This is a genomic window from Antarcticimicrobium sp. (genome assembly GCF_029212575.1).
Taxonomy (GTDB): domain Bacteria; phylum Pseudomonadota; class Alphaproteobacteria; order Rhodobacterales; family Rhodobacteraceae; genus Antarcticimicrobium.
Genome location: NZ_JARGPK010000014.1, coordinates 1 through 23,096, shown reverse-complemented (window position 1 = coordinate 23,096; position 23,096 = coordinate 1). Strand labels below are relative to the sequence as shown.

The window sequence follows — 23,096 nt, the reverse complement described above, 5'->3', positions numbered from 1 at the left end:
AGTGGCTTACTTTTCGGTGCCCTCAGGCGGTGAAGCGGATGCTAGACGCAGGGGATCAGGTAGAACGAGAACTCCGAGCCCTGCCCTTCGACGCTTTGCACCTTGATCGCCCCGCCGTGCGCCTCGACGATGGACCGCGCGATCACAAGCCCGAGGCCGGCGCCATCGGATTTGCGCGTATCGGACTGATCCGCCTGGGTAAACGGCTGGAAGATGTTCTTGAGAAACCGCTCTGAAATGCCGATGCCCTGATCGATGACGGAAACAGCGATCCGTGCTCCGTCCTGCTGCGCGCGGACCTCGACCTCGCTCTCGGGGTCGGAAAACCGCACCGCGTTGGTTAACAAGATCCCGAACACCTTGAAAAGCCCCGCCTCGTCCCCTTTGACGCAGATCGGCGTCTTTTTCGGATTGTACCGGACCCTTATGTTCTTTTCCGGCTTGTAGGCAGCGACGTCGGAAATCGCCTCGGTGATCACCTGGTCAAGGTTCACCCGCGTCAGCCTGGATGTCATGCGCCCGGTCGCGATCCGCTCCACATCCAGAAGATTCTCGATCAGGTATTCGAGGCGCGCGGTGTTCTTGAGCCCCATGTCGGCAAGACGGCCGGCCGTGCCACCGGTCCCGCCCTCGGCCTTGGTGTTGATCAGACCGAAGGCCCCCTTGATCGCGGTGAGCGGCGTCCGCAACTCGTGGCTGACGTTTGCGACGAACTGCTGCTTGGCGATCTCTGCCTGCTTGCGCTGGCTGATGTCACGCACATGGGCGAGGAAACGCGGACTCTCGTCGCGTGGACGCATGAGCTGTATGGTCACTTCGGCCGGGGTCGTTCGCCCGTCCGGGCGCCGCTGTTCAGCCTCGAACGTGAGCCACTTCCGCCCGCCGGCAAGAAGCCCGTTCAGCCGTGCGAGCATCTCCTGCTTCGAATGGCCTTCGAGCAGATCGCATGGCGTCAGGTCCGTTGTGGCCCTCCCCAGCGCCCGCAGCCGGATGCGCGCGCTTCGGTTGGTGTAGAACACCTCGAGCGTCTCTGGCCAGAAAAGGTAAATCTCGTCCTTGATATGGTCAAAGGACATCTGCCGCTGCAAGTTCGCCTCGGCAGATTTGACCTCGGTGATGTCGGTGTGAATGGACAGGAATTTTTCCGGCTGACCGCTTGGCGAGAAAAACGGAACAATGGTCGTCTTGGCCCAGTAATGCTCGCCGCTTTTCTTGACCTGCTTGACTTCGCCGGCCCATGTCAGGCCACTCCTGATCGTGGACCAGATGTCTTCGAACAAGGCCGCGGGCTGGTCGCCCGAGCGCAGGATGCGGTGGGTATTCCCGATCAGCTCGCACCGGGAATACCCACTGATTTCAGCAAAGCGATCATTGACATAGACGATTTCTTCCTTGGCGTTGGTCACGCTCACCAGCGCGTGCTGATCCAACGCGTATGCCAGAAAGCTTTCTCCAGCCCCAGTCCCGGCGGATCGCCTGATGGTTGCAGGAAACAGAGTAGCCAGGTCCCCCTGGACCGTGCCTCTTGCCATATCGCCTCTCCTCAATGCCATTCCGTGTTGTCCCGCGGAACGGCTTTCTTGTTTTTGGTGTTGGCTACACTATAGGTTGCCGATGCACAGGTCAGTCAACATTTAATTGATTTTACAACGACCCTGCGGCGGTTTCCGCACACATTCGCGAAAACCGGGAACGACAAAACACCACTAGATAACAGCACCGCAAGGCAACTACGCTGCAAATTTGCGCACAACCAGCGCACCCAAATCAAGGGTTACGTATCGGTTTTACGGCAAGTGTTCCTGAAATACGCCACTTACCTCGGCACGGATGATCCGCGCGATCGTCGCGCAATCCTCAAGGCTGAAGGTCAGCGGCACCCGCATGTCCAATATGCCGACAAGGATCCGGTCGGTCTTTGGCATGGCCGCAGACGGCGCATAGCGCCAGCTGTCATAACGCGAGGTGAAACCCTGAGGCTCGGCCGCGCCGAACCATTTCAGCTCGACCCCGCGCACCGCGCAGCGCCGCAGCACCGCCCCGATCTTGTCCTCCGGCCAGTCGAGCAGGAGAAACTGAAACGACGACCCGACAGGGGTTTCGGCCTTGGGCCGGTCGATCACCGTCAGGCCGGGCGTATTGCGCAGCCCGGCCTCCAGCACCGCGTAGCGTTCGTTCCAGCGCGCCACTTGGGCATTGAGCGCGCGCAACTGCGGCCTCAGGATCGCGGCGCGCAGGTTGTCCATCCGGCCAGAGATGTTCGGGGTATCGTATTTGACCCGCTCGAAGACCTCGGGGCCGGGCGCGGCGAGGTGGCGTTCGTAAAGCATGTAGGAGCCCGACAGGATCACCGCCCGCGCGGCGACCTCTTCATCGTCGGTGACCAGCAGCCCGCCTTCGCCCGAGTTCACATGCTTGTAGGTCTGGCAGGAAGAGCAGCCCACCAGCCCGTGCCGCCCCGAGGGCACAGCGTTCCAGGCCGCGCCCATGGTATGGGCGCAATCCTCGATCACCGTCACCCCGGCGGCGGTGCAGATCTGCATCAGCCGATCCATGTCGCAGATATGCCCGCGCATGTGGCTGAGCAGCAGCACGCGCGCCTGACCTGCCTTGGCCGCCAGATCGTCGAGGTCGATGGTCAGATCCTCCGTCACTCCGACGAAAACCGGCTGTGCTCCGATCGCGGCGATCGCGCCGGGCACCGGGGCAAGGGTAAAGGCGTTGGACAACACCCTTTCGCCCGGCCTTACCCCCACCGCCCGCAGCGCCGTGGAGAGCGCATAGCCGCCCGACGTCACCGCGAGACAGTATTTCGCCCCTATCTGCGCGGCGAACTCCTGTTCCAGCAGCGACGCCTCGCTCACCTCGCCCTCGGTCACGTTGTAGCGATGCAGCCGGCCATGGCGCAGCACCGCAAGCGCCGCCTCGATCCCCTCTTCCGGGATCGGCTCTTGCTGGGTGAAACTGCCTTTGAATGTCTCGCTCATGCGGTGTTTGTGAGCCGACGGCGCAGCGCGGTCAATATCCCGGGCGTCGAAATCACCGGGGTTGGAACAATGGCGGCAACAGGTCGCAAACGGGACAGAAACCGGGGGACCCCGCCCTAGCCTGAGCGCATGACACCGCTCGACCTGATCCACGGATTGTCCTGGCGCGACCTGCCGCCCGAGGTGCGCACGCGGGCCCGGATGTGCGTTCTGGACCTGATCGGCATCGCCGCCGGTGGCCACGGCACAAGGTTGAGCGCGATCATCCGCGACCACGCCGCCGAAGATTTCGGTGGCGATGCGCCGATGCTGTTCGACCACCGCCGCGCCAGCCTGCCGGGGGTGGCGCTGGCCGGCGGCATGACGATCGACGCGCTGGACGGGCATGACGGCTACAACCCGTCCAAGGGCCATATCGGCTGTTCCCTGTTTCCCGCCGCGCTGGCCGCCGCGCACCGGGCCGGCGCCAACGGCGCCGAATTCCTGACCAGCATTGCAATGGGCTACGAATTCGGCGCCCGCGCGGCCGAGGCGCAGCACGCCACGGTGCCCGACTATCACACCTCCGGCAGCTGGGGGGCGGTGACGGCGGCGGCCGCCGCCGCGCGGCTTCTGGCCCTGGACCGCGACCAGACCCGCCACGCGCTCGGCATCGCCGAATACCACGGCCCGCGCAGCCAGATGATGCGCTGTAACGACCACCCCACCATGGTCAAGGACGGCTCCGGCTGGGGCTCGATGGCCGGGGTATCGGCCGCGCTGCTGGCGCAAAAGGGGTTCACCGGCGCGCCGGCCGTGACGGTCGAGGACGCGCCGGAATACTGGCGCGACCTTGGCACCCGCTGGGCGATCCTGGAACAGTATTTCAAACCCTACCCGGTCTGCCGCTGGGCCCACGCCCCGGTAGAAGCGGTGTTGGCGTTGCGCCGCGCCCATGGCCTGACCCCGGATCAGGTGGCGCGGATCGAGGTCGAAACCTTTCACGAATCCGTCCGCCTGGCGATGACCGAACCGAAATCCTCGGACGAGGCGCAATATTCCACCTCCTACCCCGCCGCGCTGGCCATGGTGCATGGAGAGATCCGCCCCGAGCATCTGGCGGACGAGGCCCTGACCGACCCCGAAGTCCTACGGCTGTCGCGCGGGATGATCCTGCGCGAGGCCGACTTTCCGAATGCCGAATTTCCGCTGCGCCGCTTCGCCCGCGTCACACTGGCGCTGCGTGACGGGCGCGAGGTGCAAGGCGGCTGGGTTACCCCGCGCTGGGATCACACCGATCCCCCGACCGAGGAAGAATTGCGGGCCAAGTTCCACGATCTGGCCGACCCGGTTCTGGGACGCGACCGCGCCCGCGCCATCGAAGACGCCCTGTCAAAACTGGACAAAACCGGGCTCGCCCCGCTGACCGATCAGCTGTTCGCGCCGATCAACTGAGCCACCAGGCCCGGCAGATCCTCGAACCTATCCAGCAGCGCCTCGGGCGCCAGCGCTGCCATGTCGGCGCCGGAGGGACCGAAGGTCACCAGAACCGAGGGCACACCGGCGGCAAGGGCGGTGTTGCGATCGGTATCGGAATCGCCCACCAGCAGGGTTTTCGCGGGATCGCCCCCGGCGCGCCGGGCGGCCTCGCGCAGCGGTTCGGGATCGGGTTTGCGCACCGAAAGCGTGTCGGCGCCCACCAGCGCGGCGAAAGCATCGCGCACGCCCAGGCGCCGCAACAGCAGATCGGCCAGCCCCTCGGGCTTGTTGGTGCAAATGCCGACGCCATAGCCCGCTGCGCCCAGCTCCGACACCGCCGCCATCGCGCCGGGATAGAGCACGGTGCGCCGGTCGATATCCTCGGCGTAGGCCTCCAGCAGCACCGGATAATAGGCCTCGACCGTCTCGGCGTCATACCGCCCCAGCCGCTCCAGCCCCACGGTCAGCATCCGCTTGCCGCCACGCAGCGCAACGCCTTGGTCGGCACCGGGATCAAGCACGTCGCCAACCCCCATCTTCCGGAAACAGGCATTGGCCGCCGCGATCAGATCACCCGAGGTATCGGCAAGCGTCCCGTCCAGATCGAAGATTACCGTGCGCATGCCCTGTTCCCTTTCGGCGTGTTTCCGCCCGCCCCTGTTGCAGCCCGCAACCTTGTTTGATCACGCCAACTGTTGCGCTGCCGCCCGCAGCGGATAAAACGGGCCGGAGCAAAAGACAAAGAGAAAACGCAATGCCCATTGCCCTTGTCATCCTCGCCGCCGGAAAAGGCACGAGGATGAAATCCGACCTTCCCAAGGTTCTGCACCCGATCGGACAGGCGCCGATGTTGGCCCACGCGATGCAAAGCGGCGCGGCGCTGGAGCCCGCGCGCACCGTCATCGTCGCCGGGCACGGGGCCGATGCGGTAAAAGATGCCGTTCAGCAGATCGACGAGACGGCCCAAGTGGTGATCCAGCACGACCAGCAGGGCACCGCGCATGCGGTTGATCAGGCCCGCGCGGCGCTGGAGGGGTTCGCCGGCGATGTGGTCGTGCTCTACGGCGACACCCCCTTCGTGCGCCCCGACACGCTGGAACGGATGCTGGCCGCGCGGGCGCAGAATGACGTGGTGATCCTGGGCTTTCACGCCGCCGACCCGGCCCGCTACGGACGGCTGGTGATGGCGGGCGAGCATTTGGACCGCATCGTCGAATACAAGGATGCCACCGAGGAAGAACGCGCCATAAGCTTTTGCAACAGCGGGCTTATGGCCTGTGATGCGCAAACCCTGTTCGACCTGATCGCGCAGGTCGGCAATGATAACGCCTCGGGCGAATACTACCTGACCGACGTGGTCGAACTGGCGCGCGCGCGGGGCCTTTCGGTCACCGCCGTGGCCTGCGACGAGGCCGAGACGATGGGCATCAACTCCCGCGCCGACCTGGCCGGGGCCGAGGCGGTGTTCCAGGCCCGGGCGCGCGCGGATCTGCTGGAGGCCGGGGTCACCATGACCGCGCCGGACACGGTGCACCTGGCCTTTGACACGGTGATCGGCCGCGACTCGCTGATCGAGCCCAACGTGGTCTTCGGACCCGGCGTGACGGTGGAGAGCGGCGCCACGATCCGCGCCTTTTCGCATCTGGAGGGCTGTCATGTCAGCCGCGGCGCGGTTGTCGGCCCCTATGCAAGGCTGCGCCCCGGCGCGGAACTGGCCGAGGATGTGCGCGTCGGCAATTTCGTCGAAATCAAGAACGCCGAGATCGCCGAGGGCGCCAAGGTGAACCACCTGAGCTACATCGGTGACGCCAGCATCGGCCCCGGCAGCAACATCGGCGCCGGCACCATCACCTGCAATTACGACGGGGTGATGAAACACCGGACCGAGATCGGCAAGGGTGCCTTCATCGGGTCGAACACCATGCTGGTGGCCCCGGTCAGGGTCGGTTCCGGCGCGATGACGGCGAGCGGTTCGGTGATCACCCGCAACGTCGAGGATAACGCGCTCGCCCTGGCCCGCGCGCCGCAGCAGAACAAACCGGGCCGGGCCCGCAAATTGTTCGATTTATTAAAGGCTCGGAAAGAAAAGCAGCAGCGGGAGGCCGATTGATGTGCGGAATTGTCGGGGTCCTGGGTAGCCATGAAGCCGCGCCGATCCTTGTGGAGGCGCTGAAACGGCTGGAATATCGCGGCTATGACAGCGCCGGAATCGCGACCATAAACGACGGCGTGCTGGACCGTCGGCGAGCGGTGGGCAAGCTGGTCAATCTCGGCGATCTGCTGGTGCATGAGCCGCTGGCGGGCAAATCCGGCATTGGCCACACCCGCTGGGCCACTCACGGCGCGCCGACCGTCAACAACGCCCACCCGCACCGGGCCGGAGCGGTGGCCGTGGTACACAACGGGATCATCGAGAATTTCCGCGAGCTGCGCGCGGAACTGGCCGGGGACGGCATCGGGTTCGAGACCGATACCGACACCGAGACCATCGCGCTTATGGCCGAACGCGAACTGCGGACTGGCTTACCCCCGGTCGAGGCGGCGCTGAAAACCATCGAGAGGCTTGAAGGCGCCTTTGCGCTGGCCTTCCTGTTCGACGGCGAGGACGACCTGATCGTCGCCGCGCGCAAAGGCTCGCCACTGGCCATCGGCCACGGCACCGGCGAGATGTACGTGGGCTCCGACGCCATCGCCCTGTCGCCCTTCACCGACCGCATCACCTATCTGGAAGAGGGCGACAAGGCCATCCTCACCCGGACCTCTCTGGAAATCCGCGACACCGGCGGGGCGCTGGCCAACCGCCCCGTCAAGACCATCCAGATCGACACGACCCGCATCGACAAGGCCGGGCACAAGCACTTCATGGCCAAGGAAATCGCCGAGCAGCCGGCGGTGGTCGGCGAGACCATCCGCCATTACCTGCCCGTTGACGAGGACTCCGTGCGGCTGCCGGGCGACGGGCTCGACTTCTCCAAGGTGCAGCGGCTCACCCTGGTGGCTTGCGGCACCGCCTACTACGCCTGCCTGACGGCGAAATACTGGTTCGAACAGCTGGCGCGGATCCCGGTCGAGGTCGATATCGCCAGCGAGTTCCGCTATCGCGAACCGCCCCTGCCCGGAGGCACCGTCGCGATCTTTGTCAGCCAGTCGGGCGAAACCGCCGACACGCTGGCGGCGCTGCGCTATTGCCGGGACAAGGCGGATCGCATCGTTTCGGTGGTCAACGTGCCGGAAAGCTCGATCGCGCGCGAAAGCGACCTGGCGCTGCCGATCCATGCCGGGGTCGAGATCGGCGTCGCCTCGACCAAGGCCTTTACCTGCCAGTTGACGGTGCTCTTGATCCTGGCGCTCAAGGCGGCGGCGGATCGCGGCGAGATGACGCCCGAGGCGCTGGCCGATCAGATCTCGGCGCTGCGGGGAGTACCGCAGTTGATCAACAGCGCGCTGGACCGCAACGACGGCCTGCGGGCGGCGGCGCAGCAGTTGAGTACCGCGCATGACGTGCTGTTCCTGGGCCGTGGCCTGATGTTCCCCCTCGCCCTTGAGGGTGCGCTGAAACTCAAGGAAATCAGCTATATACACGCTGAAGGTTATGCGTCCGGAGAGTTGAAGCACGGCCCGATTGCCCTGATCGATTCCAGCGTTCCGGTGGTGATGATGGCGCCGATGGATCCGCTGTTCGACAAGACGGTGTCGAACATGCAGGAGGTGATGGCGCGCGAGGGCAAGGTGCTGCTGATCTCCGATGCCGCCGGGCTGAAGGGGGCGGGCGACGGGGTCTGGCTTTCGGTGGCGATGCCGGAGGTGACACCGGTTCTGGCGCCGATCCTCTATGCGGTGCCGGCGCAATTGCTGGCCTATCATACCGCCGTCGCCAAGGGCACCGACGTGGACCAGCCCCGCAACCTGGCGAAATCGGTGACGGTGGAGTGATCCCGCGGAGCCTGGTCCGTACGAAATTCAGTCGCGAACGTACAGAACGTTGCCATGCCGCGGCACCTGCATAGGCAGGTGTGAAGCGGGCTTGAACCCCCTTGACTGAAGAAACGCATCGACGTCGGGGAACAGTGCGCCACCATCGTACAGTTGGACACGGCTGACCTCGCACTCGCACAGGGAGAAGAGCCTCAACGCTTCTCCGCACCCCTTCAGCACCTCGAGTTCGTGTCCCTGAACATCCACCGTCAGCATCGCCCTGGATGCCGCCGCGATTTGCAGCCCATGCCGGGCCAGGATCTCCGGCAGGGTGCACGGCACGATTTCGATCACCTCTCCGCTTTCGTGCACATGCGGAAATCTCTCGAGCAGGGCATCCGTCGCGGTGTGGACCGAAGACGACCCACCGTCGCCATTGAAGCGATGAAAGCGCATCGGTCGGCCACTGGAGGCAGAAACCAGCGCGTTCTCCGTCAGGTGGCGCGTGGGTCCAGCGCGTGCGGACAGCGCCTCGGTCAAGATAGAATAGGTATCCGGATCGGCCTCGATCCACAGAACGGCGTTGGCGCCCAAGGATTCTTAGAATGCAGCTTCCTGGCCCAAATGGGCCCCGACATGCACGATCAGATCGATCGGGCCATGCCCCTGGATCAAGAACTCGAGGTTGGATGCACTGAGGTACTTTAGCCAGCTCCGGGCGACCGTGCGTTTCGCCGCCCGTTCAATCCGATCCATCACGCGCATCATTGCCCCCCTTTGCAAGTCTGGTCCTGATTAGCATCCCCTTTTATGCAACAACAGCCGAACCTATGGTTCCGCAAAGAAAGGACGCGCCATGTTCTCTTCCTACCTGGCCCAGATCGAAGTCCATGCCGACCCCGGGCGTGCGGCTGGCATGAAAGCCTATCACAAGGCTGCGCGCCGCTACCTCGGGGTGCCCAATCCGGCGCTCAACGATCTGACCAAGGGCTGGCGGCAAAGCCTTTCGCTGGCTGAACGGGTGGCGCTCTCTGCCGCGCTGTGGCGCAGCGATATATTCGAGGGCCGGCTGGCGGCGGCGAAACTCCTGACCCTGGCGCGCATTCGCCCCGACGATGCGGTCTGGGCGCTGATCCAAAGCTGGGTTCCGGAATTCGACAGCTGGGCGATCGCCGATCACGCCTGCATGGCAGCGCAGAAGCGGCTGGTGGCCGATCCCGCGCGGCTGGACGCGGTCGAGGGCTGGACCCGGTCAGACCATATGTGGACCCGCCGCGCCGCGCTGGTCGCCACCCTGCCCTGGACCAAGCAGAACCATCCGAAACCGGCGGAACTGGAGCAACGCGACCGCATCCTCGGCTGGGCGGCGGGCTATGTCACCGACCCCAACTGGTTCATTCAAAAGGCGGTGGCCTGGTGGCTGCGCGAGTTGAGCAAGCATGACCCGGAGCGCGTGCGGGCGTTTCTGGCCGCGCATGGCGACGGGATGAAGCCCTTTGCCCGCAAGGAAGCGGCGAAATACCTGACCGGGACGCCCGGCGCGGATCAGCCTTCGGCGTAGACCTCGACCTCGATGAGATCGGTCAGCGGCGCGCCGAGGATGCGGAACGCCTCCAGCGACAGCCGGCTGCCCGCGGTGACCGCGCCATCGGCCGGGATCAGCGCCACCGCGACCCAGCGCCCGGTGGTCGGCCAGACCACGCGCCCGCGGCCACCCGCCGTGACCAGCGGCGTTTCCAGCCAGAGCCCGGTCTTGCCCGGATCGCCCAGCCCGACCACTGTCCGGCCAAGCCCGCCATCGGCGGCCTGCGGCACGACGGCGACCGGCGGTTCGTCCGGAACGGAATCGGCGGCGGGGGGCAGCGGGGGCGCCTCCTCCGCTTGCCGCGTAGTGGACATTCCAAGGCCACCGAGACCGCCGCGCACGGTATCGACAACGCCGCTCACCTGCGTGCAGCCGGTCACGAGGACAAGGGAAAGGATCGCCAGATGTCTCATGGGCGCGACCCTATCCCGATGCCGGGCGCCCTGCCAGTGCCAAACCCTCTTGTCGCGGGGTCGGCGGCGCTTTACCTATGACGCATGAACGCCCCTCTGATCGACCCCTTCGCGCGCGCGATCACCTACCTGCGCGTCTCCGTCACCGACCGGTGCGATTTCCGCTGCGTCTACTGCATGTCGGAGAACATGACCTTTCTGCCCAAGAAAGAGCTGCTGACGCTGGAGGAGCTGGACCGCATGTGTTCGACCTTCGTGCATCTCGGGGTCGAGAAACTGCGCATCACCGGCGGCGAGCCGCTGGTGCGGCGCGAAATCATGACGTTTTTCCGGTCGATGACCCGGCACCTGGACAGCGGCGCACTGAAAGAGCTGACGCTGACCACCAACGGATCGCAACTCGAACGCTTTGCGCAGGATCTGTACGATGCCGGCGTGCGCCGCGTGAACATCTCGCTCGACACGCTGGACGAGGCGAAATTCGCCGAGATCACCCGCTGGGGGCGGCTGCCGCAGGTGCTGCGCGGCATCGACGCGGCGCAAAACGCCGGGCTGCGGGTGAAGCTCAACGCGGTGGCGCTGAAGGGCGTCAACGAGGACGAGCTGCCGCGCATCACCGAATGGTGCGCCGAACGCGACATCGACCTGACCTGGATCGAGGTGATGCCGATGGGCGACATCGGCAACGAGGACCGGCTGGATCAATACTGGTCGCTCAAGGACGTGCGGGCGCGTTACGCGCAGCATTACACCGTCACCGACCTGGCCGAGCGCACCGGCGGACCGGCACGCTATGTGCGGCTGGAGGAGACCGGCCAGAAGATCGGCTTCATCACGCCGCTGTCGCATAACTTCTGCGAAAGCTGCAACCGCGTGCGCCTGACCTGCACCGGCGAGCTTTACATGTGCCTGGGGCAAGAGGACATGGCGGATCTGCGCGCGCCCTTGCGCGATCATCCCGACAGCGACGCTGCGCTGGAACAGGCGATCCGCGCCGCGATCTCGCACAAGCCCAAGGGCCATGATTTCGACTATTCCCGCCAGCGTCCCGATGGGCAGATGTCGCGCCACATGAGCCATACGGGCGGCTGAATGCCCTCGCCCCCGGCGCTGTTCCGGCTCTATCGCGCCGTCACGCCGTTGATTCAGCCGCTGGCCTGGCGGGTGATGGCGCGCAAGCTGCGCGCGCATGGGGTGGACGCGGAACGCGCGCGCGAACGGCTGGGCCGTGCCACCCTGCCCCGCCCCGATGGCCCGTTGATCTGGTTCCATGCCGCCAGCGTCGGCGAAAGCCTGTCTGTGCTGTCCCTGATCGCGAAGCTGGGGGAGCGCCTGCCGCGGGCGGCGTTCCTGATCACCTCGGGCACCGCAACCTCGGCCGAGCTGATCGAAAAGCGGATGCCGCCACGGTGCCGCCACCAGTTCGCGGTGATGGATGCGCCGGGGCCTGTCGGTCGGTTCCTCGACCATTGGCGACCCGATGCCGCGCTTTTCGTGGAAAGCGAGATCTGGCCGCTGATGATCGTCGAAGCCGCGAATCGCGGCGTGCCGCTGGCGCTGATCAACGCGCGGCTGTCGGCGAAATCCGTCGCCGGGTGGAAGAAACGGCCGGTGACCGCTCAGTTCCTGTTTTGCCATTTCGCCCTGCTGATGGCGCAGACGCGGGCGACCGCCGGGGACCTTGTCGCCCTCGGCGCCCCCGAGGACCGGGTCGCGGTGGGGGTGAACCTCAAGACCACCTCAGCGCCGCCGCCGGTGGATGCGCAGACCGTCGCGGCGCTGCGCGCGCAGATCGGGGCGCGACCGGTCTGGCTGGCCGCCTCGACCCATACGGGCGAGGAAGAGGTCGTGCTGGCGGCGCACCGGCAATTGCTGGGCGACCGCCCCGACCTGCTGCTGCTGATCGCGCCGCGCCATCCCGAGCGCGGCGATGCGGTGGCGGCGCTGATCGAGAGGGGCGGCTTTTCCTGCGCCAGGCGCAGCCGGGGCAAGGAGATCGGGGCGAATACCCAGGTCTACCTCGCCGATACGCTGGGCGAGACCGGGGCCTGGTATACCCTTGCCCCCTTCGCCTTTCTCGGCGCCTCGCTGGTCGACAAGGGCGGCCACAACCCGCATGAGCCGGCGCAGTTCGGGGTGCCGCTGATCACCGGCCCGCATCTGGACAACGCCCGCGCGGGGTATGAGGCCCTGCGGGCGGCGGGCGGGCTCGTCGAGGTGCGCGATGCCGCGACCCTAGCGGCGACGGTGGCGGATTGGCTGGATCACCCCGCGCGGCTCGCGGCGGCACAGGACGGGGCGCGCTCCCTCTCGCGGCGCGGGGACGACGCGCTGGAGGGGCTGATGGACCGGCTCTGTGCCGCACTGGACCTGGGGGCGGGCCTTGGCTGAGCTGTTCGTCACCAACTTCAACCGCAATTTCACCGGGGTCTCGGCCACCGCCGCCAACGTGATCCGGCAGCAGGTGAAGAGCCATGAAATGGAGCTGGTGGGCCGCCCCCTGCCCGGCTGCCCGGAGCCGATCCCGGTTGCAAAGGCCCGCGCCCTGTCGCGCCGGGTTCCGCCGGGCCGCCCCTTTGCCATCTGGCATGTGCGCCGCAACGCCGAGATGCGCGCGGCGCTCTTTGCCCGTGATGTGCTGCGCCTGCCCATTCGCATCGTCTTTACTTCAGCCGCGATACGGCGGCATTCGGCGCTGCCGCGCTGGCTGATCAGCCGCATGGACGCCGTCATCGCCACCACCGAGGCGGCCGCCGGTTTCGTGCCCCATGTGCGCGCGGTGGTGCCGCACGGGGTGGATACCGATCTCTTCGCGCCCGCCGGGGATCGCATGGCCGCCTGGGCGGCGCAGGGTTTCGGCGGCACCACGGGGATCGCCACCGTCGGCCGCATCCGCCCGGAGAAGGGCACCGACCTCTTCGTGCAGGCGATGCTACGCCTCTTGCCCGATCTGCCCGGCGCCGTGGCGCTGGTGCTGGGCCGCGCCGCGCGCGAGCATCAGGGGTTTCTCGACGGCTTGAAGGCACAGGTTGCCGAGGCCAGGCTTGCCGATCGCATTCTCTTCCCCGGCGAGGTGCCCGCCGCCGATCTGCCGGCGCTGATGCGCGCGCTCTCGCTGGTGGTGCAACTGCCGCGCTACGAGGGCTACGGCATGGTGCCGCTGGAGGGGATGGCCAGCGGCGTGCCCTTCGTCGCCAGCGAGGCTGGCTATTACCGCGCCTTTGCCGCCCAGGGGCGCGCCGGCGTCATAGTGGCGCAGGAGGCCGCCAACGCCGCCGCGCAGGCCGCCCGCGCGCTGCTGACCGATCCTGATCGCCACGCCGCGATGCGCCTGGCCACGCGCGAGATCGCCGAGGCCGATTTCAGCGCCCGCGCCGAGGCCGAGGGGATCGAGGCGGTTTACCAGGCGCTCTGGGCGGAGGGCTGACACCGCAATGAAACGGGGACGGAGCCGAAGCCCGCCCTCTTCTTCTCGTGTCAAATACTCCGGGGGGCGCGCGCAGCGCGGGGGGCAGAGCCCCCTCCGCGCCCGGCGGTCAGGCGGCCGGCATGCGGCTTTCGACGATTTCCGCCCACCAGGAACATCCCGCCGGGATCGCCTCGTCGTTGAAGTTGTATTCCGGGTGGTGCACCATCGCGGTGTCGCCGTTGCCGACCAGGATATAGGCGCCGGGGCGTTCCTCGAGCATGAAGGCGAAATCCTCACCCCCCATCACCAGCGGCGCGTCACTGCATTGGCCCGAGACCTTGCGCGCCACCTCGGCGGCGAATTCGGTCTGCTCCTCGGAGTTCACCATCACCGGGTAGCCGCGGTGATAGTCCACCGAAACACTGCCGCCAAAGGTGGCGGCGACGCCGGTGCAGATCTCCTTGATGCGGGTCTCGGCCAGGTCGCGCATGGCGTGGCTCATGGTGCGCACGGTGCCCTTCAGGTGCACTTTCTGCGGAATCACGTTGAAGGCGTTCGACGAGGTCTCGAACGAGGTGACCGAGACCACGACCTGATCGACCGGGTCGGCGTTGCGGCTGGCGATGGTCTGCAGCGCAGTCACCGCCTGCGCCGCCATCACGGTGGTGTCGACGGTTTCCTGCGGCTTGGCGGCATGGCCGCCCTTGCCCTCGAAATGGATGTCGAACTGGTCGGTGGCGGCGAAAAAGGCGCCGGGACGGATGGCGAAGCTGCCGGTGGGCAGGCCCGGCCAGTTGTGCATGCCGTAGACCTCCTGAATGCCCCAGCGCGCCATCATGCCGTCGTCGCACATCTCCTTGCCGCCGCCGCCGCCCTCTTCGGCGGGCTGGAAGATCACCACCACGGTGCCGTCGAAATTGCGCGTCTCCGACAGGTACCTGGCCGCGCCCAGCAGCATGGCGGTATGGCCGTCATGACCGCAGGCATGCATCGCGCCCGGCGTCTTGGAGGCATAGCCGAGGCCGGTCGCCTCTAGGATCGGCAGCGCGTCCATGTCGGCGCGCAGCCCGATCACCTTGCCCGAACCGTTCTGCTTGCCCTTGATCAAGCCGACCACGCCGGTGCGGCCGATGCCGGTGACCACCTCGTCGCAGCCGAAGTCCTTGAGCTTCTCGGCGACCACGGCGCTGGTGCGGTGGGTTTCGAACAGGATCTCGGGGTTTTCGTGCAGATCGCGCCGCCAGGCGGTGATCTCGTCCTGCAGTTCGGCAAAGCGGTTCTTGACCGGCATGGGTCACACTCCTTGTTGTTCGCGCCCTCGGGGCGCCCTTGTTGTTCCACGCGCCCCGAGGGGCGTGTTTTCGTCACCGGGTGACGGGTTCCGCATGTTTTCTGCGAAAACACGCTCTGTCCGCAGGCGGCGCAGGCTAAGCCAGCGCCGTAGGCATCCGGCGTTCGACCAGTTCGGCGAACCAGCTGCAGCCGGCCGGGATCGCCTCGTCCTCGAAATTATACTCCGGGTGGTGCAGCGCGGCACTGCCGCCATTGCCGACGAAGATGAAGGCGCCGGGCCGTTCCTGCAACATATAGGCGAAATCCTCGCCCCCCATGATCAGTGGCGCCTCGGCGCAGCCTCCGGAAACCGCCTGGGCCACCTCTGTGGCAAAGGCTGTGGGTTCCTCGGCATTGATGGTGATCGGCACGTGGCGCAGGTAGGTGACCTCGGCCTGCGCCCCGAAGCCTGCGGCGATGCCGCGCGCCATCTCGCCCAGACGGACCTCGATCATGTCCTGCATTTCCGGTGAATGGGTGCGCACGGTGCCGCGCAGTTTCACCGATTGCGGGATCACGTTGTAGGCCGTCGACGATGTCTGCACCGAGGTGACTGAGAGCACCCCCTGCGCCACCGGGTCGGCGTTGCGGCTGACGATGCTTTGCAGCGCAAGGATGATCTGGCTGGCGGTGACGGTGGGGTCGATCGCCTCGTGCGGCTTGGCGGCATGGCCGCCGCGGCCAGTCACTTCGATGAAAAACTCGTCGGTCGCCGCCAGCAGCGCGCCGGGGCGGATGGCGAACTGGCCCACCGGCAGGCCGGGCATGTTGTGCATGCCGTAGACCTCCTTGACGCCGAACCGGTCCATCACGCCGTCGTCGATCATCGCCTTGGCGCCGCTGCCCAACTCCTCCGCCGGCTGGAACAGCAGGACCACGGTGCCATCGAAATTGCGGGTCTCGGCGAGGTACTTCGCCGCCCCCAGCAGCATGGCGGTATGGCCGTCATGGCCGCAGGCATGCATCGCGCCGGGGTTTTCCGAGGCATAGGCGGCGCCGCTGGCCTCATGGATCGGCAGCGCGTCCATGTCGCCGCGCAGCCCGATCACATGGCCCCGGCTGTCGGTCCGCCCCCGGATCACACCGACCACGCCGGTTCCGCCGATGCCGGTCACCACCTCGTCACAGCCGAACGCGCGCAGCTTCTCGGCCACCAGCGGGGCGGTACGATCCAACTCGAAGCCGATCTCGGGATGGGCGTGAATGTCCTGCCGCCAGGCGGCGATCTCGGGCAGAAGCTCGGCAAAGCGGTTCTTGATCGGCATCGGTGGTGTCCTTGTCGAAATGCGGTGGCGCAGGCGGCGCCTACGCCGCCGGCATGCGTCGTTCGACCAGTTCGGCGAACCAGCTGCACCCCAGCGGGATCGCCTCGTCATCGAAGACATAGGCCGGGTGGTGGCACATCGGCGTGTCGCCGTTGCCAAGGAATATATAGGCGCCGGGCCGCTGTTCCAGCATGAAAGAGAAATCCTCGGCCGGCATCACCGGGTCGGTGTCGTCATTGACGTTGTCCGAGACCGCGCGCGCCGCATCGGCGGCGTACTGGGTCTCCTGCGGGGCATTGACGGTGACCGGGTAACCCTCGATCCAGGTGACCTCGGCCTGCGCCCCGAAGGCGGCGGCGGTGTTTTCCACCACCCGGCGGACCCGTGCCTCGGCCACGGCCCGCTCCTCGGGATCGAGCGTGCGCACGGTGCCCTTCATCCGGACCTGGTGGGCGATGACGTTCGAGGCATTGCTGTCGGTCTGGAAGGTGCCGACGGTGACCACCACCCGTTTCACCGGGTTGACGTTGCGCGCGACGATGGATTGCAGCGAAACAACGATCTGGGCGGCCACCAGCGTTGTGTCGATCGCCTCGTGCGGGGCGGCGGCATGGCCACCCTTGCCGGTCACGGTGATCTCGAACTCATCCGCCGAGGCCAGCAGCGGGCCGGGCCGGATGGCGAACTGCCCCACCGGCAGGCCGGGCATGTTATGCAGCCCGTAGACCTCCTGAATGCCCCAGCGGTCCATCAGCCCGTCGTCGCACATCGCCTTGCCGCCGGCGCCGCCCTCTTCCGCCGGTTGGAAGATCAGCACCACCTTGCCGTCGAAATTGCGGGTCTCGGAGAGGTATTTCGCCACCCCCAGCAGGATCGAGGTATGCCCGTCATGGCCGCAGGCATGCATCACCCCCGGCGTTTGCGAGGCATAGCCGACGCCCGAGGCCTCGGTGATCGGCAGCGCGTCCATGTCGGCGCGCAGCCCGATCACCCGGCCCGAGGTATTGGTCCGCCCCTCGATCACCGCGACCACCCCGGTGCGGCCGATGCCGGGGGTGATGTCTGTGAGGCCGAATTCCTTCAACCGCTCGACCACGAAGGCAGCGGTTTCGTGCACCTCGTACAAAAGCTCGGGATTTTCGTGCAGATGGCGGCGCCAGCCGGTGATCTCATCATGCATCTCGCCAAGGCGGTTCTTGATCGGCATCTAGGCCTCCTGCTGCAGGCGGGCCACCAGCCGCGCCATGAAATCCTGCCCCTCGGCGAACTGGGCCAGGGTGATGAATTCATCCGGTTGGTGCGCCTGGGCGATATCACCGGGGCCGCAGACCACCGCCGAATAGCCTGCCTCCTGAAACTGGCCGGCCTCGGTGCCGTAGCTGACCACATGGGTGGCGTTGTCGCCGGTCAGCGCGCGCGCCAGCGCCTCGGCCGCGCCGTTCTCCTCGGGTTTCAGACCCGGCACGGCAAAGCGGGCATCGACGTCGATCCGCGCCTCGGGGTGCACCGCCTTCATCCCGGCCTCGACCTCGGCGATCTTGTCGCGGATCATGGCCCGCCACCCATCCATGTCGGCATCGGGCACGGCGCGGAAGCCCAGGTCGAAGCGACAGTGCTTGGCGGTGATATTGGCGGCGGTTCCGCCCTCGATCAGGCCGCAGTGCAGGGTGGTCCAGGGCGGATCGAAGATCGCCGCCACATCCGAGGGCCGGCGCGCGCGTTCCTCGTCGTTCACGGCATTGGCCCAGTCGATGATCTTCGCCGCCTCCATGATCGCGTTGACGCCGGTGTGCATGATCGAGCTGTGCACCTCGAAGCCCCAGACGTCGATCCAATAGCCCTGCCCGCCCTTGTGGCCGGTCACCGCGTGCATCGTCGACGGTTCTCCGACGATCACCGCGCTGCCCTTGGGCAGAACAGGCTGCATCGCCCGGATCATCGGCGGCGCGCCGGTGCAGCCGACCTCTTCGTCGAAACTCAGCGCCAGTTGCAGAGGCCGCGCCACCCCGCGCGCCTGCGCCTCGACCAGAGCCCAGATCGACAGCGCGTCGTACCCCTTCATGTCGGTGGTGCCGCGCCCGAAAAGCTTGCCGTCACGCTCGGTCAGGGTGAAGGGATCCGATGTCCAGGGCTGGCCATCGACGGGCACCACATCGGTATGGCCCGAGAGCACGACCGCGCCCTCTTCCCAGGGGCCGACATGGGCGAACAGCGCCGCCTTGTGCGGTTGATCGGGATCGGTCCAGCGGTGCGCGGTGATGCCGTGGGTGGCGAGGTATTCCTCGACCCAATCGACCAGTGGCAGGTTGGTATCGCGGCTGACGGTCGGAAAGCCGACCAGTTTTTCCAGGATCTCGCGCGGGGTCAAACGGTCGCTCATAGGTGCCCTCAATAGCCGCTGTCGGTGGTCAGGACGAAATGCCCCGGCTCCACCTCGTCGTAGCGTGACGGTTCGGGGGCGTAGCCCAGCGGATGGATCGGCGAGGGGATCGGTTTGAAATTCAGATCCTTCTCGGACTTGCGACGGCGCGGATCGGCGATCGGCACCGCCTTCATCAGCGCCTGGGTATAGGGGTGCTGCGGGTTCTCGAACACCCGCTCGCGCGGCCCCATCTCGACGATCCGGCCAAGGTACATCACGCCCACGTGGTGGCTGACGCGCTCGACCACCGCCATGTCGTGGCTGATGAAGAGATAGGACAGCCCAAGTTCGGCCTGAAGCTCCATCATCAGGTTCAGGACCTGCGCCTGCACGCTGACGTCCAGCGCGCTGACCGCCTCGTCGGCGACGATCAGCTTGGGGTTCAGCGCCAGCGCGCGGGCGATGGCGATCCGCTGACGCTGGCCGCCGGACATCTCGTGCGGGTAGCGCCGCATGAAGCTGGGCGGCAGGTGAACCCGCTTGAACAGGTTGGCGACCCGGTCCTGGATCTCGGACCCCGAGGCGATGCCAAAGTTGCGCATCGGTTCGGCCACCTGGTCCAGCAGTTGCATCTGCGGATTGAGCGAGGCGAAGGGATCCTGAAAGATCATCTGCATGTCGAGCCGCGCCTTGCGCAGATCGCGGTCGTTCAGCGCCATGATGTCCTTGCCGGCAAGCTCGATCTGCCCCGCCAGCGGCTCCACCAGCCGCAGCACGGAGCGGCCGCAGGTGGATTTGCCGCAGCCGGATTCGCCCACCAGGCTCAGCGTCTGGCCCTTGTTGACGGTGAAGGAGACATCCTCGACCGCGTGCACATTGGCCACCGTGCGGCGGAAGAACCCGCCCTTGACCTGGAACCGCGTGGTCAGCCCCCGGACCGAAAGCAGCGGCTCGTCCGTGCCCGGGATCGGCGCGATGTTCTGCCCCTCGACCCCCAGCAGCTTCATCGGCTCCGGCGCCGCCTTGCCGCGCATCTCGCCCAGCTTGGGCACAGCCGCCAAGAGCGCCTTGGTATAATCGTGCTGCGGGGCCTCGAAGATCTGCTCGACCGGCCCCTCCTCGACCTTCTTGCCGCGGTACATAACCACCACGCGGTCGGCCATCTGGGCCACCACCGCCATGTCATGGGTGATGAACATCACCGCGGTGCCGGTTTCCCGCTTCAGCCGGTCCATCAACGCCAGGATCTCGGCCTGGATCGTCACGTCGAGCGCGGTGGTCGGCTCATCCGCGATCAGCAGGCGTGGCTTGCAGGCCATCGCCATGGCGATGACCACCCGCTGGCGCATACCGCCCGAAAGCTCGTGCGGATACTGGGTCAACCGCCGCTCCGGCTCGGGGATGCGAACCTCGCGCAGCAGGTCCAGCGCACGGGCCTCGGCCTGGGACCGGGTCATGCCCATGTGCACCCGCAAGCCTTCGGTCAGCTGGCGGCCCACGGTAAAGACCGGGTTCAGCGCCGTCATCGGCTCCTGAAAGATCATGCCGATCTCATTGCCGCGGATATGGCGCATCAGATCCTGCCCGGCACCGGCCAGATCGAGGTTCCCGCCGTCCTTGCGATCAAAAATCAGGCGCCCTGCGGCAATTTCACCCCCGCCGAACTCGACCAGCCGCATCAGCGACAGGGAGGACACCGATTTGCCGGACCCGGATTCGCCGACAATGCAGACGGTTTCGCCCGGCGCGATCTCGAACGAGACGTCCTCGACCCCGATGACCGGGCCATCCTTGGTTTCAAACGAGACCCTGAGCCCCTCGATCCGGGCAATCGGATTATCCAGCACGGCGCCATCCCCTTGTTGAGGTCTGAACGCTAAGGCGGCGTCAGGGCGCGTGTCAAACCCCCCCGGCATGTTTTCCCCACGGCAAGGCTTGCTTTTTTCGCAAACTCTGTTTCGATGGTCGCGTATTCGCTGCCCGGACCGTCGGTTCATCTGCGTGGGAGGACAAAAATCCCCGACGCAACAAACGGTTGTCCTGCGCGGCGGACATATCGCCATCCGCATCTCAAGCGGAAAATAAGGGGCACGGAAGTGTCCAACAAGGAGTGTAACATGAAGATGAAAGCCCTATTGCTCGGCGCGATCGCATCCGCGGCGCTGGCCCCGGCCGCTATGGCGGAACGGGGAACCGATGGCCAGGTCAGCCTGATCTATTGGCAAGCGCCGTCCATTCTGAACCCCTATCTGTCCGGCGGAACCAAGGAACAGGAAGCCTCGGCCATCGTTCTGGAGCCCCTGGCCCGTTTCGACACCAAGGGCGCGATGGTGCCCTACCTGGTGACCGAGATCCCGACCGTCGAGAACGGCGGCGTCAGCGAGGACCTGACACAGATCACCTGGAAGATCACACCGGGCATCAAATGGTCGGACGGCACCGCCTTTACCTCGGGCGACGTGAAGTTCACCTATGAATACTGCACCCACCCTGAGGGTGGCTGTGCGCAGCTGCGCCATTTCGAGGGCGTGACCAGTGTCGAGACGCCCGATGACACAACCGTGGTCATCACCTTCGACGAACCGACGCCCTATCCCTACGGTCCCTTCGTCGGCGCCGAGAGCCCGATCATTCAGGCCGCGCAATTCGCCGAATGCCTGGGGGCCAGGGCACCGGAATGCACCGAAGCCAACTTCGGCCCGATCGGCACCGGCGCCTATGTGGTGGATGAATTCCGCCCCAACGACGTGATCACCATGTCGGCCAACCCGAACTACCGCGATCCGAACAAGCCGGCCTTCTCCAAGCTGCTGTTCAAGGGCGGCGGCGATGCCACCGCGGCCGGCCGCGCCGTGATGGAAACCGGCGAGTTCGACTATGCCTGGAACCTGCAACTGGCACCCGACGTCATCGCGCAGATGGAAAAGGGCGGCAAGGGTGTTCCGGTTTCGGCCTTCGGCACGCTGGTCGAGCGGATCATGCTGAACCAGACCGATCCGTCGCCCGACCTTCCCGACGGCGAGCGCGCGACCGCCAAGCACGAGCATCCCTTCCTGACCGATCCGGCGGTTTACAAGGCGATGTCGATGGCCATCGACCGTCCGCTGCTGGTCGAGGTCGGCTATGGCAAGGCCGGCAAGGTGACCTGCAACTGGGTTCCGGCACCGGAAGCCTATGCCTCGACCACCTTCGATTGCTCGACCCAGGACATCGAAGGCGCCAAGGCCATGCTTGAGGCAGCAGGGTACAAGGACAGCAACGGCGACGGCGTGCGGGAAACCCCGGACGGCATGCCGATGAAGATCCTGTACCAGACCTCGACCAACGCCGTGCGCCAGGATTTCCAGGCGCTGATAAAGCAGTGGTGGAGCGAGATCGGCATCGAGTCCGAGCTGCGCAACGTCAACGCCTCGGTCTTCTTCGGCGGTGACCCGGGCTCGCCCGACACCTTCCAGAAGTTCTATGCCGACGTCGAGATGTACGCCAACAACTTCAACGGCGCCGATCCGCAGGCCTATCTGGGCAGCACCCTGTGCGACAAGGCCCCGCGCCCCGAGACCCAGTGGCAGGGTGAGAACATCTCGCGCTGGTGCCGTCCGGAGTACGACGCGCTGCACAAGAAGCTGAGCCAGACCGCCAGCCTGAGTGAGCGCGCGGCGATCGCCAAGCAGCTCAACGACATGGTGATCGAAGGCGGCGCGATGATCCCGCTGGTGCACCGTGGCCGCACCTCGGCGCATTCCAACTCGCTCGGCGGTGTCGCTCTGAACACCTGGGACAGCGAGCTGTGGAACATCGCGGACTGGTACCGCATCAAGTAAGGGTCTGAACCGATCCGATAGCGCCCCGGCCCCGTGCCGGGGCGCGTTTATCTCGTCAAAACACCGAAAGACCATGATGCAAAGGCGCCCTGAATGCTGACCTTTACGATACGACGATTGGTTCTGGCGATCCCGACGCTTTTGTTCATCAGTCTTGTGATCTTCCTGCTCCTCGAACTGGCGCCGGGCGACCCGATGGCGCAGGTGCCGCTGACGGTGCCGCCGGAGGTGAAGGAAAAGATGCGCGAGGCGCTGGGCCTTGGCCAGCCGATGCATATCCGGTTCTGGAAGTGGATCGTGCAATTCTTCTGGATCGAACCGCAGGTCCTGATCGACGCGATCTTTGGCAGTTCCTTCTCCGAGGGCGATCTGCGGGTGATCTCGTGGCAGACCCGCAGCCCGGTGATGGACATCGTGGTCCAGCGTATCCCGCAAACCCTCTGGGTGGTCGGCACCGCCTATATCGTGGGCATCCTGATCGCGATCCCGATCGGCATCTATTCCGCCTACAAGCAATATTCCTGGTTCGACCAGACCGGCACCTTCATC

General features: G+C 66.1%; 20 protein-coding genes. 9 read left to right on the top strand and 11 right to left on the bottom strand.

Features of this window, described 5'->3' with window-relative positions; all coding sequences use genetic code 11:
- Positions 1-41 precede the first annotated feature (41 nt).
- Both P1U75_RS02365 and P1U75_RS02360 read right to left on the bottom strand, forming a co-directional pair.
- Positions 42-1,532 (bottom strand): PAS domain-containing sensor histidine kinase, encoded by a 1,491-nt coding sequence (locus P1U75_RS02365; protein ID WP_300239328.1) that lies wholly within the window; start codon positions 1,530-1,532, stop codon positions 42-44.
- Positions 1,533-1,787: 255 nt separating this feature from the next.
- Positions 1,788-2,987, bottom strand: coding sequence for an aminotransferase class I/II-fold pyridoxal phosphate-dependent enzyme (locus P1U75_RS02360; protein WP_300239326.1), 1,200 nt, complete (start codon positions 2,985-2,987; stop codon positions 1,788-1,790).
- A 129-nt stretch (positions 2,988-3,116) separates the two neighbouring features.
- On the opposite strand from P1U75_RS02360, the gene P1U75_RS02355 reads away from it, so the two are divergent.
- Positions 3,117-4,421, top strand: a complete 1,305-nt coding sequence (locus P1U75_RS02355) for an MmgE/PrpD family protein (protein ID WP_300239324.1) — start codon at positions 3,117-3,119, stop codon at positions 4,419-4,421.
- Here the strand turns inward: P1U75_RS02355 and P1U75_RS02350 are convergent.
- Positions 4,397-5,068: an HAD-IA family hydrolase gene (locus tag P1U75_RS02350; protein WP_300239322.1), complete on the bottom strand. Its 672-nt coding sequence runs from the start codon at positions 5,066-5,068 to the stop codon at positions 4,397-4,399. The genes P1U75_RS02355 and P1U75_RS02350 overlap by 25 nt on opposite strands.
- Positions 5,069-5,199: 131 nt before the next feature.
- Here P1U75_RS02350 and glmU point away from each other — a divergent pair, with 131 nt between their 5' ends.
- Both glmU and glmS read left to right on the top strand, forming a co-directional pair.
- Positions 5,200-6,555, top strand: a complete 1,356-nt coding sequence (glmU, locus tag P1U75_RS02345; protein WP_300239320.1) for a bifunctional UDP-N-acetylglucosamine diphosphorylase/glucosamine-1-phosphate N-acetyltransferase GlmU — start codon at positions 5,200-5,202, stop codon at positions 6,553-6,555.
- Positions 6,555-8,378 (top strand): glutamine--fructose-6-phosphate transaminase (isomerizing), encoded by a 1,824-nt coding sequence (gene glmS, locus P1U75_RS02340; protein ID WP_300239318.1) that lies wholly within the window; start codon positions 6,555-6,557, stop codon positions 8,376-8,378. Before glmU ends, glmS begins: the two co-directional genes overlap by 1 nt.
- 27 nt (positions 8,379-8,405) lie before the next feature.
- Here glmS and P1U75_RS02335 read toward each other — a convergent pair whose 3' ends face one another.
- Positions 8,406-8,954: an FkbM family methyltransferase gene (locus P1U75_RS02335; RefSeq protein ID WP_300239315.1), complete on the bottom strand. Its 549-nt coding sequence runs from the start codon at positions 8,952-8,954 to the stop codon at positions 8,406-8,408.
- Positions 8,955-8,960: 6 nt separating this feature from the next.
- Positions 8,961-9,125 carry a hypothetical protein gene (locus tag P1U75_RS02330; RefSeq protein ID WP_300239313.1) on the bottom strand — a complete coding sequence of 55 codons (165 nt, stop codon included), beginning with the start codon at positions 9,123-9,125 and terminating at the stop codon, positions 8,961-8,963.
- Between the two features lie 91 nt (positions 9,126-9,216).
- On the opposite strand from P1U75_RS02330, the gene P1U75_RS02325 reads away from it, so the two are divergent.
- Positions 9,217-9,921, top strand: coding sequence for a DNA alkylation repair protein (locus tag P1U75_RS02325; protein ID WP_300239311.1), 705 nt, complete (start codon positions 9,217-9,219; stop codon positions 9,919-9,921).
- Here P1U75_RS02325 and P1U75_RS02320 read toward each other — a convergent pair.
- Positions 9,906-10,358: a hypothetical protein gene (locus tag P1U75_RS02320; RefSeq protein WP_300239309.1), complete on the bottom strand. Its 453-nt coding sequence runs from the start codon at positions 10,356-10,358 to the stop codon at positions 9,906-9,908. The genes P1U75_RS02325 and P1U75_RS02320 overlap by 16 nt on opposite strands.
- An 84-nt stretch (positions 10,359-10,442) precedes the next feature.
- Here P1U75_RS02320 and moaA point away from each other — a divergent pair, with 84 nt between their 5' ends.
- Genes moaA through P1U75_RS02305 form a run of 3 tightly spaced genes read left to right on the top strand, consistent with a single transcriptional unit; the run spans position 10,443 to position 13,785 of the window.
- On the top strand, positions 10,443-11,450 hold the full coding sequence (gene moaA, locus P1U75_RS02315) for a GTP 3',8-cyclase MoaA (protein ID WP_300239306.1): 1,008 nt from the start codon (positions 10,443-10,445) through the stop codon (positions 11,448-11,450).
- Positions 11,451-12,749, top strand: a complete 1,299-nt coding sequence (locus P1U75_RS02310; protein ID WP_300239304.1) for a 3-deoxy-D-manno-octulosonic acid transferase — start codon at positions 11,451-11,453, stop codon at positions 12,747-12,749.
- Positions 12,742-13,785 carry a glycosyltransferase family 4 protein gene (locus P1U75_RS02305; protein WP_300239301.1) on the top strand — a complete coding sequence of 348 codons (1,044 nt, stop codon included), beginning with the start codon at positions 12,742-12,744 and terminating at the stop codon, positions 13,783-13,785. Before P1U75_RS02310 ends, P1U75_RS02305 begins: the two co-directional genes overlap by 8 nt.
- A 109-nt stretch (positions 13,786-13,894) precedes the next feature.
- On the opposite strand, the gene P1U75_RS02300 is transcribed toward P1U75_RS02305, so the two are convergent.
- The 5 genes from P1U75_RS02300 to P1U75_RS02280 form a co-directional block, all read right to left on the bottom strand.
- Positions 13,895-15,058 carry a M20 aminoacylase family protein gene (locus P1U75_RS02300; protein ID WP_300239298.1) on the bottom strand — a complete coding sequence of 388 codons (1,164 nt, stop codon included), beginning with the start codon at positions 15,056-15,058 and terminating at the stop codon, positions 13,895-13,897.
- A gap of 136 nt (positions 15,059-15,194) precedes the next feature.
- Positions 15,195-16,364 (bottom strand): M20 aminoacylase family protein, encoded by a 1,170-nt coding sequence (locus P1U75_RS02295; protein ID WP_300239295.1) that lies wholly within the window; start codon positions 16,362-16,364, stop codon positions 15,195-15,197.
- 40 nt (positions 16,365-16,404) lie between these two features.
- Positions 16,405-17,571, bottom strand: a complete 1,167-nt coding sequence (locus P1U75_RS02290; RefSeq protein ID WP_300239293.1) for a M20 aminoacylase family protein — start codon at positions 17,569-17,571, stop codon at positions 16,405-16,407.
- Complete coding sequence (argE, locus tag P1U75_RS02285; RefSeq protein ID WP_300239291.1) at positions 17,572-18,744, bottom strand: acetylornithine deacetylase; 1,173 nt, start codon at positions 18,742-18,744, stop codon at positions 17,572-17,574.
- Positions 18,745-18,752: 8 nt separating this feature from the next.
- Positions 18,753-20,573, bottom strand: coding sequence for an ABC transporter ATP-binding protein (locus P1U75_RS02280; protein ID WP_300239289.1), 1,821 nt, complete (start codon positions 20,571-20,573; stop codon positions 18,753-18,755).
- Positions 20,574-20,843: 270 nt separating this feature from the next.
- Between P1U75_RS02280 and P1U75_RS02275 the strand changes: the two genes are divergently transcribed.
- Complete coding sequence (locus tag P1U75_RS02275; protein WP_300239286.1) at positions 20,844-22,547, top strand: peptide ABC transporter substrate-binding protein; 1,704 nt, start codon at positions 20,844-20,846, stop codon at positions 22,545-22,547.
- Positions 22,548-22,640: 93 nt separating this feature from the next.
- Positions 22,641-23,096: ABC transporter permease (locus P1U75_RS02270; protein ID WP_300239283.1), on the top strand; the 456-nt coding region annotated here is incomplete at its 3' end.